The sequence below is a fragment of the Bradyrhizobium sp. AUGA SZCCT0105 genome (genome assembly GCF_018129565.1).
In the GTDB taxonomy this organism is placed as follows: Bacteria; Pseudomonadota; Alphaproteobacteria; order Rhizobiales; family Xanthobacteraceae; genus Bradyrhizobium.
Map to the genome: position 1 here is coordinate 1 of NZ_JAFCMK010000004.1, position 18,877 is coordinate 18,877.

The following is an 18,877-nucleotide window of genomic DNA, read 5'->3' on the forward strand; positions in this document are numbered from 1 at the left end:
AGGCCGGCTTCCACGACTATGTCGCCAAGTTTGATCGTCCCGGGCTGATCGCGGCGCTGAAAGAGCAGACCGCCGAACTGCGCCGGGCGGCTTAAGGGAAGCGAGCGTGATCCGGAAAAGTGGGAACCGGTTTTCCGATCCGATCATGCTCAAACAAAAGGTTGAGTGATGAGCAGCAAGACCGAGACCAGTGAAGGCGCAATGGCCGAATACGTCACGGCCGTGATCGGCGGGCAGCTGTTCGGCCTGCCGATCTCGCGGGTGCAGGACGTGTTCATGCCCGAGCGGCTGACGCGGGTGCCGTTGGCCTCCAGCGAGATCGCCGGCGTGCTCAACCTGCGCGGCCGCATCGTCACCGTGGTCGACATGCGCGCCCGGCTCGGCCTGCCCAAGGCCGACGACGGCACGCCGCCGATGGCGGTCGGCGTCGACCAGCGCGGCGAATCCTATGGCCTGCTGATCGACCAGATCGGCGAGGTGTTGCGGCTGCCCGATGACAGCCGCCAGGACAATCCGGTCAACCTCGATCCCCGCATGGCCAGGCTCGCCGGCGGCGTTCACCGCCTCGACGGCCAGCTCATGGTCGTCCTCGATGTCGATCGCGTGCTCGAACTGGTGCCCAAGACACTTGCTGCAGCGTAACGCTCCGCCGCGGAGACGGCGGACTCTACAAGGAGGCCAACATATGAAGACATGTCTTGTCGTCGACGATTCCGGTGTGGTGCGAAAAATCGCACGCCGCATCCTCGAAGGAATGGAATTCACCGTCATCGAAGCCGAGGACGGCGCGGTCGCGCTCGAAGCCTGCAAGCAGGCGCTGCCGGACGCGGTGCTGCTCGACTGGAACATGCCGGTCATGGACGGCTTCGAATTCCTCGTGCAACTGCGCCGCATGCCCGGCGGCGATGTGCCGAAGGTGGTGTTCTGCACCACCGAGAACGGCATCGACCACATCTCGCGGGCGCTGCATGCCGGCGCCAACGAGTACATCATGAAGCCGTTCGACAAGGACATCGTGATCGCGAAATTCCAGGAAGTGGGTTTGCTGGCGCTCGATGCGTCGGCCGAAGCCTAATACCCACCCAGTTTCACCCTTTGCCTTTGCGAGGCTCCCGTGACGCCCCCCGACTACGAGTATCTGCGTAAGCTCCTGAAGGACCATTCCGGTCTCGATCTGTCCGCGGACAAGCAATATCTGATCGAGAGCCGCCTGCTGCCGCTGGCCCGCAAATGCGGTCTGTCCGGCATTCCCGACCTGATCGCCAAGATCAGGGCCGGCTCATCGACGCACACCGTCCAGGTGGTCGAGGCGATGACCACCAACGAGACGTTCTTCTTCCGCGACAAGGTGCCGTTCGATCATTTCCGCGACACCATCATGCCCGAGGTCCTGAAGGCGCGCGCCGCGCGCCGCAGCGTCCGGATCTGGTGCGCCGCCGGCTCGACCGGCCAGGAGCCCTATTCGCTGGCGATGTGCCTCAAGGAGATGGGCGCAGCGCTGGCGGGATGGCGGGTCGAGATCACGGCGACCGACCTGTCGCAGGAGGTGCTGGAGAAGTCGAAAGCCGGCATCTACAGCCAGTTCGAGGTGCAGCGCGGGCTGCCTATCCAGATGCTGGTGAAGTATTTCAAGCAGTCGGGAGAACTCTGGCAGATCAATCCCGAGTTGCGCGCGATGGTGCAGCACCGTCAGCTCAATCTGCTGCACGATTTCTCCCAGCTCGGCACGTTCGATGTGATCTTCTGCCGCAACGTGCTGATCTATTTCGATCAGGACACCAAGATCAACATCTTCAACCGGCTCGCCCGGTTGATGGAGGCCGACGGCTTCCTGGTGCTCGGCGCCGCCGAAACCGTGGTCGGCCTGACCGATACGTTCAAGCCGATTCCCGAGCGGCGTGGCCTGTACCGGCCGAGCGGGGTGCGGCCTGCGCTTGCGATGCCGCGGACTGCCATGGCGGTCGGATATTGAGCGATGACGGAGGACGGCAAATCCATTGAGCGTGTCACGTTCAGCCGGGGCGTCGATGTCTGCATCATGGCCATCGACGGCACCTGGCGGCGCGACTGCCAGCTCAATGCCATCTCCGACAATGACGCGGCGTTGACCGTCGAGGGTTCCATTCAGGGGCTCAACCTGAAGGAGTTCTTCCTCCTGCTGTCGTCGACCGGGCTCGCCTATCGCCGCTGCGAGCTGGTCCGCGTCAACGGTACCGAAATGGATATCAGCTTCCTCAAGGGCAAGCCGAGCAAGCGGCGGTCGGGCTCTGACGAAGAGCGGGCCAGAGCCTGACGTAACGAGGGCCTGACCTCAAGAAGGCCTGACCCGGCTGGATGGTCGATGCCTGCCGCCAATCCGAATGTGGAACGGATCGCCGCCTCGAGGGTTGGGGCGTCGTCGGCACAATCCGCATGATGGCGCCGAACTTGGCGCTGGCCGGTCCGGCTGGTCAGTTCAGGAAACGCGCCGGTGCCTCTGGATCGCGCAGCCGATCGAGCGCCGTGCCGAGGTCGGTGTCGCAGGCCTTCAAGGCCGTGGACGCCACGGCATAGCGCGGGGTGACGTCGTCAAGCACGAAGATGTCGGCGGCAGCATCCCGCTCGGCCAGAAATGCCTCGCGCGCAATCGCCGCCTCGATCAGCCGCAGGCTCGCCTGGACATGGCCGATCAGTGCGACCAGGTCCGTCACGATCAGGCTGTAGGGATCGCTGCCCTCGTCCAGGCACACCGCAACGCCGTCCGCCGCTGCATTTTCCATGCATGTTTCTCCACTGCCCCCACTTTTAGGGACCGCGGTGCTACTTGTGCGTTAAGCGGACGTCCCGTACAAATACGGGTCCATTGATCGAGATGGTCGAGTTACTTCTTGTGCAGTCTGGGCAGCACGCTTCACCACTGATGGACGAGACATATGGTTGAGAATGGCGCTCCTCGCGGGGAAATCTTTGTAGTCGACGACGACCCCGCCGTTCGCGAGACGCTGTCCGTGGTCCTGTCGACCGCCGGCTACAAGGTGATTTGCTTTGCAGACGGCGCTGCGCTGCTCGCGGTGGCGCGCAGCCGGACGCCGGCCTGCATCCTGCTCGACGTGCATATCCCCGGCAAATCCGGCCTCGATATCCTGAAGGAGCTGCACGGCGAGGACTATCCGGCGCCGATCTTCATGATCTCCGGCCAGGGCGACATCACGATGGCGGTCAGCGCCATCAAGAACGGCGCGCTCGATTTCATCGAGAAGCCGTTCCGCGGCAACGAGATCGTCAGCCGCCTCAATGAGGCGATTGACGCCTATACCAGGCGCCAGGCCGAGACCTCGGCATCGCGCATCGCCGCGCTGCACTTTCCCGGCCGCGAGCCGCTGACCCGCCGCGAACGCGAGGTGCTCGAGCAGTTCACCGCGGGCGCCTCCAACAAGGAGGCCGGGCGTCACCTCGGGATCAGCCCGCGCACGATCGAGGATCACCGCGCCAACATCATGAAGAAGCTCGGCGCGCGCAACGCCGCCGACCTCGTCCGCATCGTGATGACGGCGCAGCAAAAGTAAGCCAAGGTCGGGCCAAGGCCGGTCTACGCTCCGATTTCGTACATCGCAGGTTTGTGCGGCGCACGCCCGGCACACGGGCGGCGAACGGCACGTCTGCGCCGCGCGCGGGACGAGACGTCCGGAAATCCTGTATATGCGTGGCGCAGGGCATGCGTGCCGAGACCCGCGCGTGTGCGAGCAATCTCGAGACACGCGATATCGTAACACGCAATATCGAAGCATATGGCGCATCCAAGATGACCAACAAGAACAAGACCCCGGATCAATTGCGCAGCGCGCGCTGGTTTGCGCCCGACGATTTGCGCGCCTTCGGCCATCGCTCGCGCGCGATGCAGATGGGCTACGCGCCGGAGGAATGGCGCGACCGGCCGGTGATCGCGATCATCAACACCTGGTCGGACGCGCAGCCCTGCCACATGCACTTCAAGAGCCGGGTCGATGACGTCAAGCGCGGCGTGCTGATGGCCGGCGGCTTTCCGCTCGAGCTGCCGGCGCTGTCGCTGTCGGAATCGCTGCTGAAGCCGACTACCATGCTCTACCGCAACATGCTCGCGATGGACGCCGAGGAGCTGCTGCGCGGCCATCCGGTCGACGGCGTGGTGCTGATGGGCGGCTGCGACAAGACCACGCCCGGCCTGCTGCTAGGGGCCACCAGCATGAACCTGCCGGCGATCTATCTGCCGGCCGGGCCGATGCTGCGCGGCAACTGGAAGGGCAAGACGCTCGGCTCCGGCTCGGATGCCTGGAAATACTGGGACGAGCGCCGCGCCGGCAAGATCTCCGACAAGGACTGGGTCGACATGGAGGCCGGCATCGCCCGCAGCTATGGCACCTGCATGACCATGGGCACGGCCTCGACCATGACCGCGATCGCAGAAGCCATCGGCATGACGCTGCCCGGCGCATCGTCGATCCCCGCGGCCGACGCCAACCATATCCGGATGAGCTCGGAAGCCGGCCGCCGCATCGTCGAGATGGTGTGGGAGGATCTGACGCCGCAGAAGATCCAGACGCGAAAAGCGTTCGAGAATGCGATCACCGTCGCGATGGCGATGGGCTGTTCGACCAACGCCATCATTCACCTGATTGCGCAGGCGCGCCGCGCCGGCCAGGACATCTCGCTCGACGATTTTGAAGTCGCGAGCCGCAAGGTGCCTGTCATCGCCAATGTGCGGCCGAGCGGCGACCTCTATCTGATGGAGGATTTCTTCTATGCCGGCGGGTTGCCCGGCCTGATGAACCGCATCAAGCCGCATCTGCATCTCGACTGCATGACGGTGTCGGGCAAGACGCTCGGCGAGAACATCGAAGGCGCGGAGGTTCATAATGATGATGTCATCCGCACCGTCGACAACCCGATCTACAAGGAGGGCGCGCTGGCGGTGTTGAAGGGCAATCTCGCGCCCGACGGCTGCGTCATCAAGCCGTCCGCCTGCGATCCGCGCTTCCTCAAGCACACTGGACCTGCGCTGGTGTTCGACGACTATCCCTCGATGAAGAAGGCAGTCGACGACCCCGATCTCGACGTCACGGCCGATCACGTGCTGATCCTGCGCAACGCCGGCCCGCAGGGCGGCCCGGGGATGCCGGAGTGGGGCATGCTGCCGATCCCGACCAAGCTCGTGAAGCAGGGCGTGCGCGACATGGTGCGGCTGTCGGATGCGCGGATGAGCGGCACCAGCTACGGCGCCTGCATCCTGCACGTCTCGCCGGAGTCCTTCATCGGAGGCCCGCTGGCGCTGGTGCGGAACGGCGACCGCATCACGCTCGACGTCGCCGCGCGCACCATCAATCTCGATGTGCCGGAGGCGGAGCTGGCCAAACGCCGCGCCGAATGGAAGCAGCCCGAGCAGCGCTTCGAGCGCGGCTATGGCTGGATGTTCTCAAAACACATCAAGCAGGCCAATGAAGGCTGCGACTTCGATTTCCTGGAAACCGGTTTTGGTAGACCGGTGGGCGAGCCGTCGATCTACTGACCGTCGTTCCGGGGCACGCGCAGCGTGAACCCGGAACCCATTTCTCCGAAGCGCATGCGGCCTGATGGATTCCGGGCTCGCGCTCTGCGCGCCCCGGAATGACGAAGGGAGCACCGATGTCAAAACTCAGCGACACCACCCGCAACAAGCTGAAATCCGTTTCCACCGCCACCGTTGCGACCGCGCTGTTCAAGCGCGGATTGCGCATCCAGATGATCCAGGATGTTCATCCCCTGAGCCCGGATCAGCCGATCATGGTCGGCGAGGCCTTCACGCTGCGCTACATGCCGGCGCGCGAGGATCTCAACACGATCGACGTGTTCCGCGACCGCGCGCATCCGCAGCGCAAGGCGATCGAGGATTGCCCGCCGGGCAGCGTGCTGGTGATGGACAGCCGCAAGGATGCGCGCGCGGCGTCGGCCGGCGCGATCCTGGTGACGCGGCTGATGAAGCGCGGCTGCGCCGGCGTCGTCACCGACGGCGGCTTCAGGGATTCGGCCGAGATCGCGCGGCTGGACTTCCCGGCTTTTCATCATCGCCCGAGTGCGCCGACCAATCTGACGCTGCATCAGGCGATCGAGATCAATGTCCCGATCGGCTGCGGCGACGCGCCGGTGTTCCCCGGCGACGTGATCCTTGGCGACAGCGACGGCGTCATCGTGATCCCGGCGCATCTCGCCGACGAGATCGCGAACGAGACTTTCGAGATGACCGCGTTCGAGGATTTCGTCACCGAGCAGGTCCAGAACGGCCGCGGCATCTTCGGCCTCTATCCCGCGACCGACGAGCAGACGCTGAAGGATTTCGCGGCCTGGCGGAAGGCGAAGGGGCGGTAGCGGCTCCACGCCCTCCGCTGTCGTCCTGGCGAAAGCCAGGACCCATAACCACAGGGAGGAGTTTGGCGAAGACCGGCAGTGATCCATCGCCGTGGTACGACCACCGCGCTTCATCGATAGATCACGCGGTATGGGTCCTGGCTTTCGCCAGGACGACGATGGGGATGGGACCGGGCAAGCTAACCGGTTCCAGTCGCCTCGGGGGCGTCCGTAGCCCGGATGGAGCGAAGCGCAATCCGGGACTCTTGCATGCGGCGTGACCGCCCCGGATTTCGCTGCGCTTCATCCGGGCTGCGGGAACTCGCTACACCTCCGCCTTGTCCGCCATCCCGACCGCCCACAGCGCGAACGCGTAGACGATTGCGACCTCGTCGAGGCGGTTGAAGCGGCCGGAGGCGCCGCCGTGGCCGGCGCCCATGTTGGTGCGCAGCAGCACCGGGCCGCCGCCGCGCATGGTGGCGCGTAGCCGTGCGATCCATTTCGCCGGCTCCCAGTAAGTCACGCGAGGATCGGTGAGCCCGCCCATCGCGAGGATCGCCGGATAGTCCTTCGCCGCGACATTGTCGTACGGCGAATAGGACAGGATGGTGCGGAAATCCTTCTCGCTCTCGATCGGATTGCCCCATTCCGGCCATTCCGGCGGCGTCAGCGGCAGGGTGTCGTCGAGCATGGTGTTGAGCACGTCGACGAACGGCACCTCGGCGACGATGCCGGCAAACAGCTCGCCGGCGCGGTTGGCGACCGCGCCCATCAGCATGCCGCCGGCCGAGCCGCCATGCCCGACGATGCGTTTTTCACCCGTGTATTTCGCATCACACAGCGCGCGGCCGGCGGCGGCGAAATCGTCGAACGTGTTGGTCTTCTTCTCGCGCTTACCGTCGAGATACCAGCCCCAGCCCTTGTCGGCGCCGCCGCGGATATGCGCGATCGCGTAGACGAAGCCGCGATCGACCAGCGACAGCCGGTTGGCGGCAAACGACGCCGGCATCGCCATGCCGTAGGAGCCGTAGCCGTAGAGCAAGAGCGGCGCCTTGCCGTCACGAACGAAATCCTTGCGGTGCAGGATCGACACCGGCACCTGCGCGCCGTCATGCGAGGTCGCCATGATCCGCGTGGTGACGTAATCGGCCGGGTTGTGACCGGACGGAATCTCCTGCCGCTTGCGCAATACCCGCGTCCGCGTCGCCATGTCGTAGTCATAGACCTCCGACGGCGTCGTCATCGACGAATAGGCGAACCGCAGATTGGTGGTCTCGAACTCGTAGCCGCCCATGGTGTCGAGCGAATAGGCCGCCTCGTCGAACGCGATCGCGTGTTCGTCGCCACTCTTGAGGTCGCGGATGATGATCGCCGGCAGCGCGTTGGCGCGCTCCAGCCGCACCATGTGGCCGGCATAGAGCTCGACATCCAGCACATAGACGCCATCGCGATACGGGATCAGGTCGCGCCAATTGGCGCGCCCGGGCGAGGCGAGCGGCGCGGTGACGACCTTGAAGTCGATCGCGTCGTCGGCATTGGTCAGGATGAAGAGCTCGTCGCCGCGGTCGGCGATCGAATATTGCACGCCTTCCTCGCGCGCCGCGACCAGCCGCGGCGGCGCGTCGGGATTGGAAAGATCGATCAGCCGCTGCTCCGAAGTCTCGTGATCGCCGCCCGCGATCACGCAGAAGCGGCCGCTCGCGCTCTCGTGCAGATGGGTGAACCAGCCGGAATCCTGTTCCTCATAGATCAGGAGGTCGTCGGCCTGCTTGGTGCCGAGCTTGTGCCGCCACACCTGCATCGGGCGGTGATTGTCGTCGAGCTTGACGTAGAAGAAGCTCCTGGAATCCGCGGCCCACACCACGCCGCCGTCGGTCTCCTCGACGAGGTCGTCGAGGTCGCCGCCGGTTGCCCAGTCGCGCACGCGGATCGAGAAATATTCGGAGCCCTTGGTGTCGGCGCTCCAGGCGTGCAGGCGGTGGTCGTTGGAATGCCGGCTGCCGCCGAACTTGAAATATTCGTGGTCCTTCGCCAGCGCGTCGCCGTCGAGCACGACATGCGCGTCACCGCCGTCGCGCGGCATGCGGCAGTACAATTCATGCTGGCCGCCTTCGCGGAACTTGCGGAAATAGGCGAACGGGCCGTCCGGCGACGGCACGCTGGAATCATCCTCCTTGATCCGCCCGCGCATCTCCTTGACCAGCCGCTTCTGCAACGCATCGGTGTGGCCGAGCAGGCTCTCGGTGTAGCCGTTCTCGGCTTCGAGATAGCTCCGGATGTCAGGATCGAGGATCGAGGGATCGCGCAGCACCTCCTGCCATTTCGGATCCTTGATCCAGGCATAGTCGTCCGTCACCGTGATGCCGTGGGTGGTGAAGGAATGCGGCCGGCGCGGCGCGACAGGGGGCGGTGTTGTGGTGGCGGATTTGGTCACACGATCCTCATGGTGCGGGGTTCCGCCTTATATCGGGATGAATGTGGCGATTGCCAGATGGGCACGTTGCGCGTCCCATCGCGAGGATGCCGGGAGGCTGCTACCCGTTCCGCAGCTTCGCGCCCGCGTTGCCGCCGGACATCGGGATCTGGTTCACCGCCAGCACCACAGCGAATGTGATCACCAGCATCGCGATGCCGAGCACCGCGATCGCGGCGAGATCGCCGCCTTCGTTGAGATCGTAGATCAAGACCGACAGCACCTTGGTCTGCGAGGTGAACAGCACGATCGCCGCCGACAGTTCCCGCATCACGCCGATGAAGATGAAGCACCAGGTCGCGATCACGCCGGTGCGCAGCAGCGGCGCGGTGATCTGGCGCAGCGCCTGCAACCGCGTCGCGCCGAGGATGCGGCTGGCTTCCTCGAGCTCGGGATGAATGGTCGTGAATGCCGCTTGCAATTGCTGATAGGCCGACGGCAAATTGATGGTGAGGAACGCCAGCAGCAGGATCCACAGCGTGCCGTAGAGCACGAAGGGCGGCCGCGTGTAGCTCAGGAACAGGCCGACGCCGAGCACGATGCCGGGAACGGCGACCGGCGCCGTGGCGAGGAAGCCGAGCACGCGGTGGCCCGCGATCACCTTCCGCGTCGTGACATAGGCGATGACCAGCGCGAGGACGGTGCCGATCGTCGCGGTCGCGGTGCCCAGGATCACGGTGTTCTTCAGCGCGAGCTGGGTCGACGACAGCTCGGTGAACACGAAGACGATGTTGTGCAAGGTCAGCGTCGACGGCGTCACCAGCGTAGTGGCGTTGGGCGAGAACGCGGCGTTGAGCAGCGCGAGGTACGGCAGGAACACGGGATTCAGCAGCACCAAAAGGCAAAAGCCGAGCGCGGCCCAGCGCCAGCCGCGCAACTCGACCCGGCGCGGCGCGCCATATTTGCCGCCGATCACCGAATAGCCACGGCGGCCGAGCAGCGCCTTCTGCCCCTGCAGCAGCAGGATGGTCAGCACCAGCAGCGGCACCGCGGCGGCCGCGGCCAGCTCGAGTTTTGGCGGATACTGGAACAGGCTCCAGATCTTGGTCGTCATGGTGTGGAAGCCGGCCGGCAGCGCCAGGATCGCCGGTGAGCCGAACAGCGTCATCGCCTGCAGGAAGGCAATCAGCGCGCCTGCGACCAAAGCGGGCAGCGCGAGCGGGATGGTCACTCGCCGCGCCGTGGTCCAGGCATTGCCGCCGAGGATCGCGGAGGCGTCCTCCAGCTCGCCCGGCATGGTGTCGAGCGCATTGGCCACCATCACGAACACGAACGGGAACGTGTAGCAGGAGATTACGAAGATGATCCCGGTCATCGAATAGATGTTGAACAGCGCGTCCGCATCCTCGCCGGCGAACAGCCGGTAGAGCTGGTTGAGCAGCCCCGAATTCGGCGCCGCCAGCAACTCCCAGGCGACCGCGCCGAGGAGCGGCGGCGTCACGAACGAGGCCGTCACCAGCGCGCGGATGGTCTGCCGGCCCGGCATGTCGGTGCGCGACACCAGCCAGCTGAGCGGCGCCGCGACGATGCAGCAGATCAGCGCCGACGTTGTCGCGATGATCGCGGTCGTCAGCAGCGGATCGAGGAAATCGGGATTGCTGAACAGCGTGACGAAGTTCTGCAGCGTCGGATGGCGATTCTTGTCGGTGAAGGCGTAGACCGCGAGCCACGACAGCGGCAGCAGGATCAACAGGATGAGCACCGCGGCGAACAGCCACAGCACGGGGCGTGTCCAGTCGATGCGGGGTTTTGCGGCAGAGGAGGTTGTTGTGAGAGTCATGCGAGATATCTCCCCTCGTCATTCGCGGTGCGCAATTGCGCACCTGAGGGCGCGCGCAGCGCGAGCCCGGAATCCATTGCACCGCCAGCACATGCGGCCTGATGGATTCCGGGCTCGCCGCTTTGCGGCGCCCCGGAATGACGAAAACGTTTGCGGCTCGGCATCGCTCAAACCCGAAACAGCCGCGCATAGCGCGTCTTGATCTCTTCGGTCATCGCCTCGACTCCCGCCGGGTCCTCCTTCATCAGCTTGATGTCGGCGAGCTTGCGCCGGCCGGCCTTCGGCTGCACCTGCGCGTGCACCGAGTACTGGCCGGTGAAGTCGACGAAGGATTGCTGGGTCGCGCGGGTGTGCAGCCAGGCCTGGAACAGCTTTGCCGCGTTCGGATGCGGCGCGCCGGCGAAGATGCCGGTCGGACCCGAGATCGTCGGCGTGCCCTCGGTCGGGTAGACCGGCTCGACCGGCTGTCCGGCTTCCTTCAGGAGCACGATGCCGTATTCATTGCCGTCGGCCATGACAGCGCGCTCGCCGAGCGAGAGCTTCTTCGGCGGATCGGTCGAGGATTGCACCTGCATCACGCGCTGCTTCGAAAGCTTCTCCAGGTACGGCCAGCCGAGCTCGCGCACGATCTGGAACGTGGTGGTCATGATGGTGCCGCTATAGGCCGGATGGCCCTTCACCATCTTGCCGATCCACTTTGGATCGAGCAGGTCGGCAAAGCTTTTCGGCGCATCCTCCGCCTTCACCAGATTGGTGTTGTAAGCGATCGACGACAGCCACAGCCGCGTGGTCACGGCCATGCCGTCCGGATCGCGATATCCATCGGGAAAATGCCTGGCGACGTCCTCGGGCACGAACGGCATCAGCCAGCCGCTCTTCTTCCATGGGATAAAGTGCGAGGCATCGGCGCTGTTGACGACGTCGGCGGCGTGGATGTTGGAATCGAATTCCTGCGCCACGCGCTGGAACAGCCGCTCCGAGCCGGAGCGCTCGATCTGCACGGCGATGCCGGGATAGGCGGCCTCGAACGCCTTGCCGAGCTTTTCGCCGACCGGCAGGTCCATCGACGAATAGAACACGAGCTTGCCTTCTTTGGTCGCGGCCGCGACGAGGTCGGGCGTGATCGCGGCCGGCTCGGGAGCCGCGGCGCGCGCCGGCGACGCGAATATCTTGCCGAGCGCGAGCGCCGCAGAGCCTTTCAGGACGTGGCGTCTGGAGATTTGTTTCCGCATCGCGTCCCTCGGCTTTCTGTTTGTTATCGGTTGAGGGCGCGGCAGCGTTCGGGCGGCAGTGTCAGCCAGACCTCGCTGCCCTTCTCGACCGCGGTCTCGGTCGGCGTGGTCACGCGCAGCGAGGTGCCGTCAGGGGTTTCCACCATGTAGTCGCGGTTCATGCCGAGATAGACCTGCCGCGTCACGATGGCCTTCAGCGTGTTCTGCGCGCCTGCGGGGGCTTGCGTCGAGAGCTGAATTTCATGCTGGCGGATCGCGACCGGCGCGCTCTGGCCGGCCGTGAGCCTGGCGCCGACCACCGCGAGAACAGCGCCGGCGAACTCGACATGGGTCGCATCGCGCGCGGTGCCTTTGATCACGTTGGCCGCGCCGATGAAGCGCGCGACGAATTCGGATTCCGGCCGGGCATAGATGTCCTCAGGGCTGCCAAGCTGGTCGATCTTGCCGGCATTCATCACCGCGATCAGGTCGGCCGTGGTCATCGCCTCGGATTGATCGTGGGTGACGTAGACGGTGGTGTAGCGATATTCGTCGTGCAGGCGACGGATTTCGAACCGCATCTCCTCGCGCAGATTGGCGTCGAGGTTGGACAGCGGCTCGTCGAGCAGCAGCGTCTCGGGGCCGACGATCAGCGCGCGTGCCAGCGCGACGCGCTGCTGCTGGCCGCCGGAGAGCTCGCCCGGATAGCGCTGCGCCAGCGGCTCCAGCTTGGTCGTCGCCAGGATCGCGGCGAGTTTTTTTGCGATGGTGTCGCGATCCATTTTGCGCAAGCGCAGGCCATAGACGATGTTCTCGGCCACCGTCATATGCGGCCACAGCGCGTAGCTCTGGAAGATCATCGACATGTTGCGCTGCTCGGGCGGCAGCGTGCGCGCTTTCGATGACACCACGCGGTCGCCGACGCGGATCTCGCCGCCGGACGGTTCGAGGAACCCGGCGATCAGCCGCAGCGTCGTGGTCTTGCCGCAGCCGGACGGCCCGAGCAGACAGACCAGCTGGCCGTGATCGATCGTGAGCGAGACGTCATCAACCGCGACAAACGATCCAAACCGCTTGACCAGGCCACGCAGTTCCACCGATGCCAAGCGATCCCTCCATTTTGTTCTGTCGCAGGGATCCGTGCCCGGCTGTTGCCGGCAGTAAAGCGGAAAACGATGACGACGAAAAGTGCGCGGGCCTTCTCAATAAGTCGTGGCACCTCCTTCCTTCTGTTATCGCATGGCCGCTGTCCCGTCATCCTGAGGCGCGAGCGGAGCGGGCCTCGAAGGATCGACGGCCCGGCTATTTCCGCGTCTAGAGTCCTTGTGGCCACAGCGAGGCCGTCGATCCTTCGAGGCTCGCAAGAGCTCGCACCTCAGGATGACGGGGAGGGATCGGCGGCTCCGGATTTAGCTCGTGGCGCGCCGCCGCGACGGCGCGCGAAGCGGCTGACGGTCTCCCAATCGGATTTGACGAGCGCTTCCTTCTTCGCCCGGCCCCAGCCCTTGATCTGCCGTTCTGCCGCGATGCCATCGGTGATGCGATCGAAATATTCCGACCAGACGAGAACGACCGGCCGCCGCCTATAGGTGTATCCCGGAAAAGCACCCGCATTGTGTTGTTCGATGCGCGGCGCGAGATCGTCACCTGTGGCGCTGCCGACGTAGAACGAGTTGTCGGCGCAGCGAAGCACGTAGACGTAGATGCCCATGGCGATGGTCCGTGAAGCGGCGGACCAAGGATGGGGCAAATTGTGCCGCGGTCAATGCGCGAATACTCGCAGATGCTTCGTCAGCCTGAGAACCGCGCGTTCCGTCATCCTGAGGTGCGAGCGAAGTGAGCCTCGAAGGATCGACGGCCCGGCTATTTCCGCGGCGAGAGCCTTCGGCCGCAGCAGGGCCGTGCATCCTTCGAGGCTCGCTGCGCGAGCGCCTCAGGATGACGGGTCTCAAGCCGCGGCCTTCTGCTCCTACGCCTTCACGTTCTCGCCGAGCCACTGGATGGCGGCGTCGGCGCCGGCCTTGCCGTGCGGGATGTTCAGCGCGGTCAGCGCGACCTCGACGACGCCGAGCGTGCCGAGGATCATTGGCGCGTTGACGTGGCCCATATGCGCGATGCGGAAGGCCTGGCCCTGCAGGTCGCCGATGCCGGTGCCGAGCACGACGCCGCATTTCTCCTTGGCATAGCGCTGGATCGCAGCGGGATCGGCGCCCTTCACGGTCACGGTCGTCACCGTGTTGGAGCGCTCGGCGGGCTCCGCGATGTTGAAGCCGAGCACCTGGCCCTCGCCCCAGACGGCGACGGCGCGGCGCACGGCTTCGCCGAGCAGGCGGTGCCGCTCGAAGGCATTCTCCAGGCCCTCGGCGTGCAGCATGTTGATCGCCTCGCGCAGCGCGAACAGCAGATGCACCGGCGCGGTGCCGGCATATTTGCGGTAGTGCTCGGAGCCTTCGCGCTCGGTCCAGTCCCAATACGGCGTGCGCAGGTCGGCCTTCTTGTGTGCATCCCAGGCGCGGTCATTGGCGGCGACGAAGCCGAGGCCGGGCGGCGTCATCAGGCCCTTCTGCGAGCCGGACATCGCGACGTCGACATACCATTTGTCCATCTCGAACGGCATGCAGCCGAGCGAGGCCACGGTGTCGACCATGAACAATGCGGGATGGCCCGCGGCCTTGATCGCCTTGCCGATCGCCTCGATGTCGTTATAGGCGCCCGACGCGGTGTCGACCTGCACGGCGAGGATCGCCTTGATCTTGTGTTCCTTGTCGCGGCGCAGCCGCTCCTCGACCTCCGCCGGGCGGATCGCGCGGCGCCAGTCGCCCTTCAGCACCTCGACATCGGCGCCCATCGCGGCCGCGGCCTGGCCCCAGCCGATCGCAAAGCGCCCGCTCTCCAGCACCAGCACCTTGTCGCCGCGCGACAGCACGTTGGACAGCGTCGCCTCCCAGGCGCCGTGGCCGTTGGCGATGTAGATGTAGGATTTGCCCATGGTGGCGAACAGCTTCGAGAGATCGCGCAGTAGGCTTTCGGTTAGTTCGAACATCTCGGCGGAGTAGATATCGAGCGCCGGGCGATGCATCGCCTGCAGCACCTGATCAGGCATCGTGGTGGGCCCGGGGATGGCCAGAAATTCCCGGCCCGCGCGAACGGTCATCGTCCTGTTCCTTTTGGGTAATGCTACGCAAATCATGCGTCTGAGGGGTCAAGGGTGGAGAATATGCCATCACGGCCGCGATTGCGAGCCGGACGAAGCAATCCAGCGTTTCCAAAAGCGCGGGACACAGCCTTATTTATCGATGGTCTCGACCACAGCGCGCCAGATCTGGTCCTTGAACTGGGTCGCCGCGGGGCTTGGAATTTGCTCGACGGTGCCGTCGTTCTTGCGGCAGGCTTCGACCAGCCGCATCACCCAGATTTCACCGTCGGTGTAATAGAGGTCGCCGCCGCCATTATGCCCGTCGAAGGTCGGGCCGATACCGGTGACCTGGTATTTCGCGGTGACCATGCCGGCGGATTCGAGGTCGGTCGCGAGCAGCGCGCGTTCGGCGTCGAGGTCGGCCGCGATGTGATGCGTCACTGCGCCGGTGTAGCTACTGATGCCGACACTGCGGTCGAGCGTCGCAGCGCCAAGCCACACCGGGCGCTTCTCCTGACCCTGATCGAGCACCCGCCAGAAACGGACATGATTGCGGCGATCCGCGCTTGCGCCGACCGGCCGTTCGAAGGCGAGGTCCTCGCGGCGGCCGAGATAGAACAGGTTGCTCACCGGCGCATCCTTGTAGGGACGGTCGAGCAGCACGCTGCCTACGATTTCGATCGAGGATTTCAGCGTGACCGGATCGGCCGGGAACCAGCCGGCCTCGTGCATCGCGCAGACCACGTCCTTGGTGTCGCCGATCAGCCCGACATTCATGGGGTCGCCGGGAATGCCCTGCGCGGTGCGGGTCACCATCGGCAGATTGGCGAGGCCCTTCTGGTGCTCGTAATGCGTCCACAGCGCCGGCAGCACCAGATAGGCCGCGATCAGATAGGTGACCAGGACGAACAGCAGCAGCTGTAGATAGCGCACGCGTTTGCGACGGCGCGCCGCAGGCGGGTTGATTTCGACGTCAGTCACGGCACACGCTTTCCGGATCAGTGCGTGGCGCCCTAAAGCGCGATGAGATTGGGTTGAATCGTCATCGCGCCTTAGCTCTTTGTTTGAGCACGATCTTATCGGAAAACCGCTTCGCACTTTTCCGGATCATGCTCTAGCGCCGCGTTTCGCGGCAGCCGGCGGCTTCGGCTTCCTCGACCGAGCAGAACCAGCGCGTGCCCTTGCTGATCTTCATCTCGATCTTGGCGTACCAGCGGCTGGTCGGCTGGTGAAAGATGCATTCGCCGGAGCGGTTGACGTTGCCCTTGATGGTGCAGTCGGGCGAGGGCGCCACCGGGCCGGAGGCGGAGGCGAGCAGGATCGCGTGGGCGCCTTCCGGCGGCTTCACGGTGCCGAGCACGGTGGTCTTCTTGTTGCGCACGCGCCAGTCCCACGGCGCGATGAATGCGCCCTGCCACATCCCGGCCTTGGCCTCGCGCGCCGCTTTCTCGTCGGGTTCGTAGTCATGCGAGATGCGGGTGTAGGCCAGCGCCCAGCCATTGCTGACCATCCACTTCTGGATGTCCTCGCCGTCGACCTCGCAGCGCGCAATGGTGCGGCCGCGGCGATCGACCGAACGGGCGTGGCAGGTCCAGCTCTTGTTGCCGGCATGCTTGATCAGCTCGTCGCGCGCGGCGACGCCGCAGGTCCAGCGCTCACCCTTGGTGTTGAGGCAGAGCTGGTCGGTCGACGGCGCGTCGATCCCGCCGAGCCGGATCTTGACGCTGCCGATCATGAGCTGGTCACCGTCGCGGATCTTCGGCACGCCGGTGATGTCGGCGGCTACAGCCAGCGTCGGCAGCGACAGCAGCAGGCCAGCAGTGAGCAGCGTCTTGAGCATCGGCGTTTCCGGCCAGTCTTTCGTTCAGCGTTCAGGGCCCAAAGGATCGGCGAGGATTGTGCGGGCAATTGGGCAACCCTGCCAGTGGTGTTGTGTTTCCGCCAGTTTCAACTTCGCGTCATCCCGCTCCGCGATGTCATCCTCCCCTGGAGGGGGAGGATCGGTTCGCATGAAGCGAAGCGCAATGCGAACCGAGGTGGGGTGACAGTCTCTCCGCAGGAGCGGTGCCCGTGTGGAGGGATCACCCAACCCGTATCGCATCTTGCTTCGCGCGATGCGATGCGACCCTCCCCCTCCAGGGGAGGGTGAACCGGGCGACTTCGCTCTATCCATCCTAAACCGCAACCATTCGCTTCCTGGCTAGCGCCAGGGCCATCAGCACGAAGGCCGACGTCACCTCGGGGCCGCCGACCAGGATCCGCGTCGGCGTCTTCATCTTATTCCATTCATAGGCCCTGTAGGGTCCCTTGCGGCCGCCCTCGCCGAGGCCCTGCACGATGCAGTGCAACGCCGGCGTGAAGGTCGAGACCTCGGCGCCAAGATGCGCCAGCGCCATCAGCGCGAGCGCGGCGTCGAACGGGTTCATCTCATGCGTAATCAGCTCGCCCTGAACATAGCCGAGCACGCGGGCGCGGATCAGCGCGAACACATTGCCGGGATCGATCACGCGCTGCGCCGCCAGCGGCAGCGCGATGAAGGCGGCGTAGCAGCGGCCGAAATAGGCCGAATAGAGCTCCGGAAGATAATAGATATGCGAGCGCGGATTCCTGAACGCGCCGCTTTCGACCAGATTCTTCTGGAAGGCGATGATGCGATGCACCGTCTCGAGCCGCTGCGGCGTCTCGATGATCCGCCAGCGGGCGAGGTTGCGGAACGAGACCTCGAGGATGTCGAGGTTCAGCGTCGGATCGAGGTCGTTGCCATAGGGCCGCTCGCCGGCGAGATTGTCGATCCAGGTGACGACGCCGCCCTCATAGTCGATGTTGTCGTTGAGCGGCACGGTGACGCGCGGCTCGTTGGCGCCCGCGCGCACCTGGTAGCCGCGATAGAAATCCAGCAGCGGCTGCTGCAGGATCGGATCGTCGGAGCCGGCTTGCGTCGCGGCCGAGAACGCGCACGCGGTGGTGTCGCAGTCGGGCACATAGACGCCGAAGCCGAGGTCCTGCTTGATCTGGGCGAAGAAGCGCGAGAAACGCGGATGCCGCCCCGGCGCCAGCGCGGTGATCACCTTCACGACCGAGCCGTCATGCGAGGGCACCTCCTCGGCGCTGGTCTTCAGGCAGAAGTCCACCATCTCGGCCACCGCGCGCCGCGCCGCGCCCGCCTCATCCGGTGATGCGAGCCCGGTCTCGACATAGCCGAGCAGCGCCTCAGTGAAGAACGCGTCGTAATAGGCCGAGCGGTGGCGGATCTGCACTGGCTCCCACATCGGCTCGGCAATGCCGCGCCATGGCGGGTTGATCAGCGCGCGCGCCGGCGAATGCGCGATGAAGACCCGCGCCAGGCTGAATAGCAAGGTCGAGTTCTTATAGCCGCGGGCGTTCAGCCCGGTCAGCGCCATCAGCATCTCGCGTCCGCCGATATCGGGGTCGCCGATCAGGTTGAAGGCGGCATAGGTCGGGATGAAGCCGCATCTGCCGAACGAGCGCAGCAGATGCGCGCCGGTCAAGCGGATCACGTGGTCGATCTCGGCCATCGCGGGCGGGTGGTGAGGTGCGGTCGCGGCCGGCGGGGCGGGGTGGCGCACGCCGATGCCGTCCATCAGGTCGGCGACCGGGGCGCCGATCGCGGCCCAGTCCGGCGTCGCGGCGTCGCGCGCCTGGACCAGCGCGGCGCGCAGGCCCGCGAGGCGGTCGGGGTCGTTCAGCGCCGGCAGGCCGGTGCGGCGGAGCAGCGCGCGCAGCGGCGGATTGCCGAGCGCGGTCCGATAGAACTTCCCGAGATGGGCATCGCCGCCGCGATAGGTCTGCAGCACGGGGTCGCAGACGTCGTAAAGCGACGGGCCGTCTTTCTTGGCGGTCAGCGCCCGGCACACCGCGCCCGCGATCTCGTGAAGGCCCATGGATCCCTTTCTCAAGGAACCGGTTAACGCCGCCGCCCC

At 65.4% G+C, this 18,877-nt stretch carries 17 protein-coding genes; 7 read left to right on the top strand and 10 right to left on the bottom strand.

The window, feature by feature from the left end; genetic code table 11:
• Positions 1-168: 168 nt before the first annotated feature.
• The 4 genes from JQ573_RS19675 to JQ573_RS19690 are packed head-to-tail and all read left to right on the top strand — an operon-like array spanning position 169 to position 2,293.
• Entirely contained in the window at positions 169-642 is a 474-nt protein-coding gene (locus JQ573_RS19675) for a chemotaxis protein CheW (protein WP_173639571.1), read from the top strand.
• A 43-nt stretch (positions 643-685) separates the two neighbouring features.
• Positions 686-1,075 (top strand): PleD family two-component system response regulator, encoded by a 390-nt coding sequence (locus JQ573_RS19680; protein WP_212316523.1) that lies wholly within the window; start codon positions 686-688, stop codon positions 1,073-1,075.
• A 39-nt stretch (positions 1,076-1,114) separates the two neighbouring features.
• Positions 1,115-1,972, top strand: a complete 858-nt coding sequence (locus JQ573_RS19685) for a protein-glutamate O-methyltransferase CheR (RefSeq protein WP_212316524.1) — start codon at positions 1,115-1,117, stop codon at positions 1,970-1,972.
• A 3-nt stretch (positions 1,973-1,975) separates the two neighbouring features.
• Positions 1,976-2,293, top strand: coding sequence for a hypothetical protein (locus tag JQ573_RS19690; protein ID WP_050404430.1), 318 nt, complete (start codon positions 1,976-1,978; stop codon positions 2,291-2,293).
• A 157-nt stretch (positions 2,294-2,450) separates the two neighbouring features.
• Here JQ573_RS19690 and JQ573_RS19695 read toward each other — a convergent pair whose 3' ends face one another.
• Positions 2,451-2,759, bottom strand: a complete 309-nt coding sequence (locus JQ573_RS19695) for a hypothetical protein (protein ID WP_212316525.1) — start codon at positions 2,757-2,759, stop codon at positions 2,451-2,453.
• Positions 2,760-2,912: 153 nt separating this feature from the next.
• Here JQ573_RS19695 and JQ573_RS19700 point away from each other — a divergent pair, with 153 nt between their 5' ends.
• The 3 genes from JQ573_RS19700 (at position 2,913) to JQ573_RS19710 (ending at position 6,357) form a co-directional block, all read left to right on the top strand.
• Entirely contained in the window at positions 2,913-3,545 is a 633-nt protein-coding gene (locus JQ573_RS19700; RefSeq protein WP_092121810.1) for a response regulator transcription factor, read from the top strand.
• A gap of 236 nt (positions 3,546-3,781) precedes the next feature.
• Entirely contained in the window at positions 3,782-5,521 is a 1,740-nt protein-coding gene (gene araD, locus JQ573_RS19705) for an L-arabinonate dehydratase (protein WP_212316526.1), read from the top strand.
• A 116-nt stretch (positions 5,522-5,637) separates the two neighbouring features.
• Positions 5,638-6,357, top strand: a complete 720-nt coding sequence (locus JQ573_RS19710) for a ribonuclease activity regulator RraA (protein WP_212316528.1) — start codon at positions 5,638-5,640, stop codon at positions 6,355-6,357.
• 304 nt (positions 6,358-6,661) lie between these two features.
• On the opposite strand, the gene JQ573_RS19715 is transcribed toward JQ573_RS19710, so the two are convergent.
• The 9 genes from JQ573_RS19715 to JQ573_RS19755 all read right to left on the bottom strand — a co-directional run bounded on the left by JQ573_RS19715 (position 6,662) and on the right by JQ573_RS19755 (position 18,838).
• Positions 6,662-8,770, bottom strand: coding sequence for a S9 family peptidase (locus JQ573_RS19715; RefSeq protein ID WP_212316530.1), 2,109 nt, complete (start codon positions 8,768-8,770; stop codon positions 6,662-6,664).
• A 100-nt stretch (positions 8,771-8,870) separates the two neighbouring features.
• Positions 8,871-10,589, bottom strand: coding sequence for an iron ABC transporter permease (locus JQ573_RS19720; protein ID WP_212316531.1), 1,719 nt, complete (start codon positions 10,587-10,589; stop codon positions 8,871-8,873).
• 167 nt (positions 10,590-10,756) lie between these two features.
• Positions 10,757-11,821, bottom strand: a complete 1,065-nt coding sequence (locus JQ573_RS19725; protein WP_212316533.1) for an ABC transporter substrate-binding protein — start codon at positions 11,819-11,821, stop codon at positions 10,757-10,759.
• Between the two features lie 23 nt (positions 11,822-11,844).
• On the bottom strand, positions 11,845-12,897 hold the full coding sequence (locus JQ573_RS19730; RefSeq protein WP_312011594.1) for an ABC transporter ATP-binding protein: 1,053 nt from the start codon (positions 12,895-12,897) through the stop codon (positions 11,845-11,847).
• A 278-nt stretch (positions 12,898-13,175) separates the two neighbouring features.
• Positions 13,176-13,511: a GIY-YIG nuclease family protein gene (locus JQ573_RS19735; RefSeq protein ID WP_212316537.1), complete on the bottom strand. Its 336-nt coding sequence runs from the start codon at positions 13,509-13,511 to the stop codon at positions 13,176-13,178.
• Between the two features lie 258 nt (positions 13,512-13,769).
• Positions 13,770-14,954 (bottom strand): alanine--glyoxylate aminotransferase family protein, encoded by a 1,185-nt coding sequence (locus JQ573_RS19740; protein ID WP_176534284.1) that lies wholly within the window; start codon positions 14,952-14,954, stop codon positions 13,770-13,772.
• Between the two features lie 132 nt (positions 14,955-15,086).
• Complete coding sequence (locus JQ573_RS19745) at positions 15,087-15,917, bottom strand: LssY C-terminal domain-containing protein (RefSeq protein ID WP_312011543.1); 831 nt, start codon at positions 15,915-15,917, stop codon at positions 15,087-15,089.
• 133 nt (positions 15,918-16,050) lie between these two features.
• Positions 16,051-16,776, bottom strand: coding sequence for a thermonuclease family protein (locus JQ573_RS19750; RefSeq protein ID WP_212316539.1), 726 nt, complete (start codon positions 16,774-16,776; stop codon positions 16,051-16,053).
• A gap of 334 nt (positions 16,777-17,110) precedes the next feature.
• Positions 17,111-18,838 carry a hypothetical protein gene (locus JQ573_RS19755; RefSeq protein ID WP_212316541.1) on the bottom strand — a complete coding sequence of 576 codons (1,728 nt, stop codon included), beginning with the start codon at positions 18,836-18,838 and terminating at the stop codon, positions 17,111-17,113.
• Between the last annotated feature and the right edge of the window lie 39 nt (positions 18,839-18,877).

Coding starts and splice junctions, on each gene's coding strand:
- JQ573_RS19675 (WP_173639571.1), top strand. CDS start 169: ATGAGCAGCAAGACCGAGACCAGTGAAGGCGCAATGGCCGAATACGTC.
- JQ573_RS19680 (WP_212316523.1), top strand. CDS start 686: ATGAAGACATGTCTTGTCGTCGACGATTCCGGTGTGGTGCGAAAAATC.
- JQ573_RS19690 (WP_050404430.1), top strand. CDS start 1,976: ATGACGGAGGACGGCAAATCCATTGAGCGTGTCACGTTCAGCCGGGGC.
- JQ573_RS19695 (WP_212316525.1), bottom strand. CDS start 2,759: ATGGAAAATGCAGCGGCGGACGGCGTTGCGGTGTGCCTGGACGAGGGC.
- JQ573_RS19700 (WP_092121810.1), top strand. CDS start 2,913: ATGGTTGAGAATGGCGCTCCTCGCGGGGAAATCTTTGTAGTCGACGAC.
- araD (WP_212316526.1), top strand. CDS start 3,782: ATGACCAACAAGAACAAGACCCCGGATCAATTGCGCAGCGCGCGCTGG.
- JQ573_RS19710 (WP_212316528.1), top strand. CDS start 5,638: ATGTCAAAACTCAGCGACACCACCCGCAACAAGCTGAAATCCGTTTCC.
- JQ573_RS19720 (WP_212316531.1), bottom strand. CDS start 10,589: ATGACTCTCACAACAACCTCCTCTGCCGCAAAACCCCGCATCGACTGG.
- JQ573_RS19725 (WP_212316533.1), bottom strand. CDS start 11,821: ATGCGGAAACAAATCTCCAGACGCCACGTCCTGAAAGGCTCTGCGGCG.
- JQ573_RS19735 (WP_212316537.1), bottom strand. CDS start 13,511: ATGGGCATCTACGTCTACGTGCTTCGCTGCGCCGACAACTCGTTCTAC.
- JQ573_RS19740 (WP_176534284.1), bottom strand. CDS start 14,954: ATGACCGTTCGCGCGGGCCGGGAATTTCTGGCCATCCCCGGGCCCACC.
- JQ573_RS19750 (WP_212316539.1), bottom strand. CDS start 16,776: ATGCTCAAGACGCTGCTCACTGCTGGCCTGCTGCTGTCGCTGCCGACG.
- JQ573_RS19755 (WP_212316541.1), bottom strand. CDS start 18,838: ATGGGCCTTCACGAGATCGCGGGCGCGGTGTGCCGGGCGCTGACCGCC.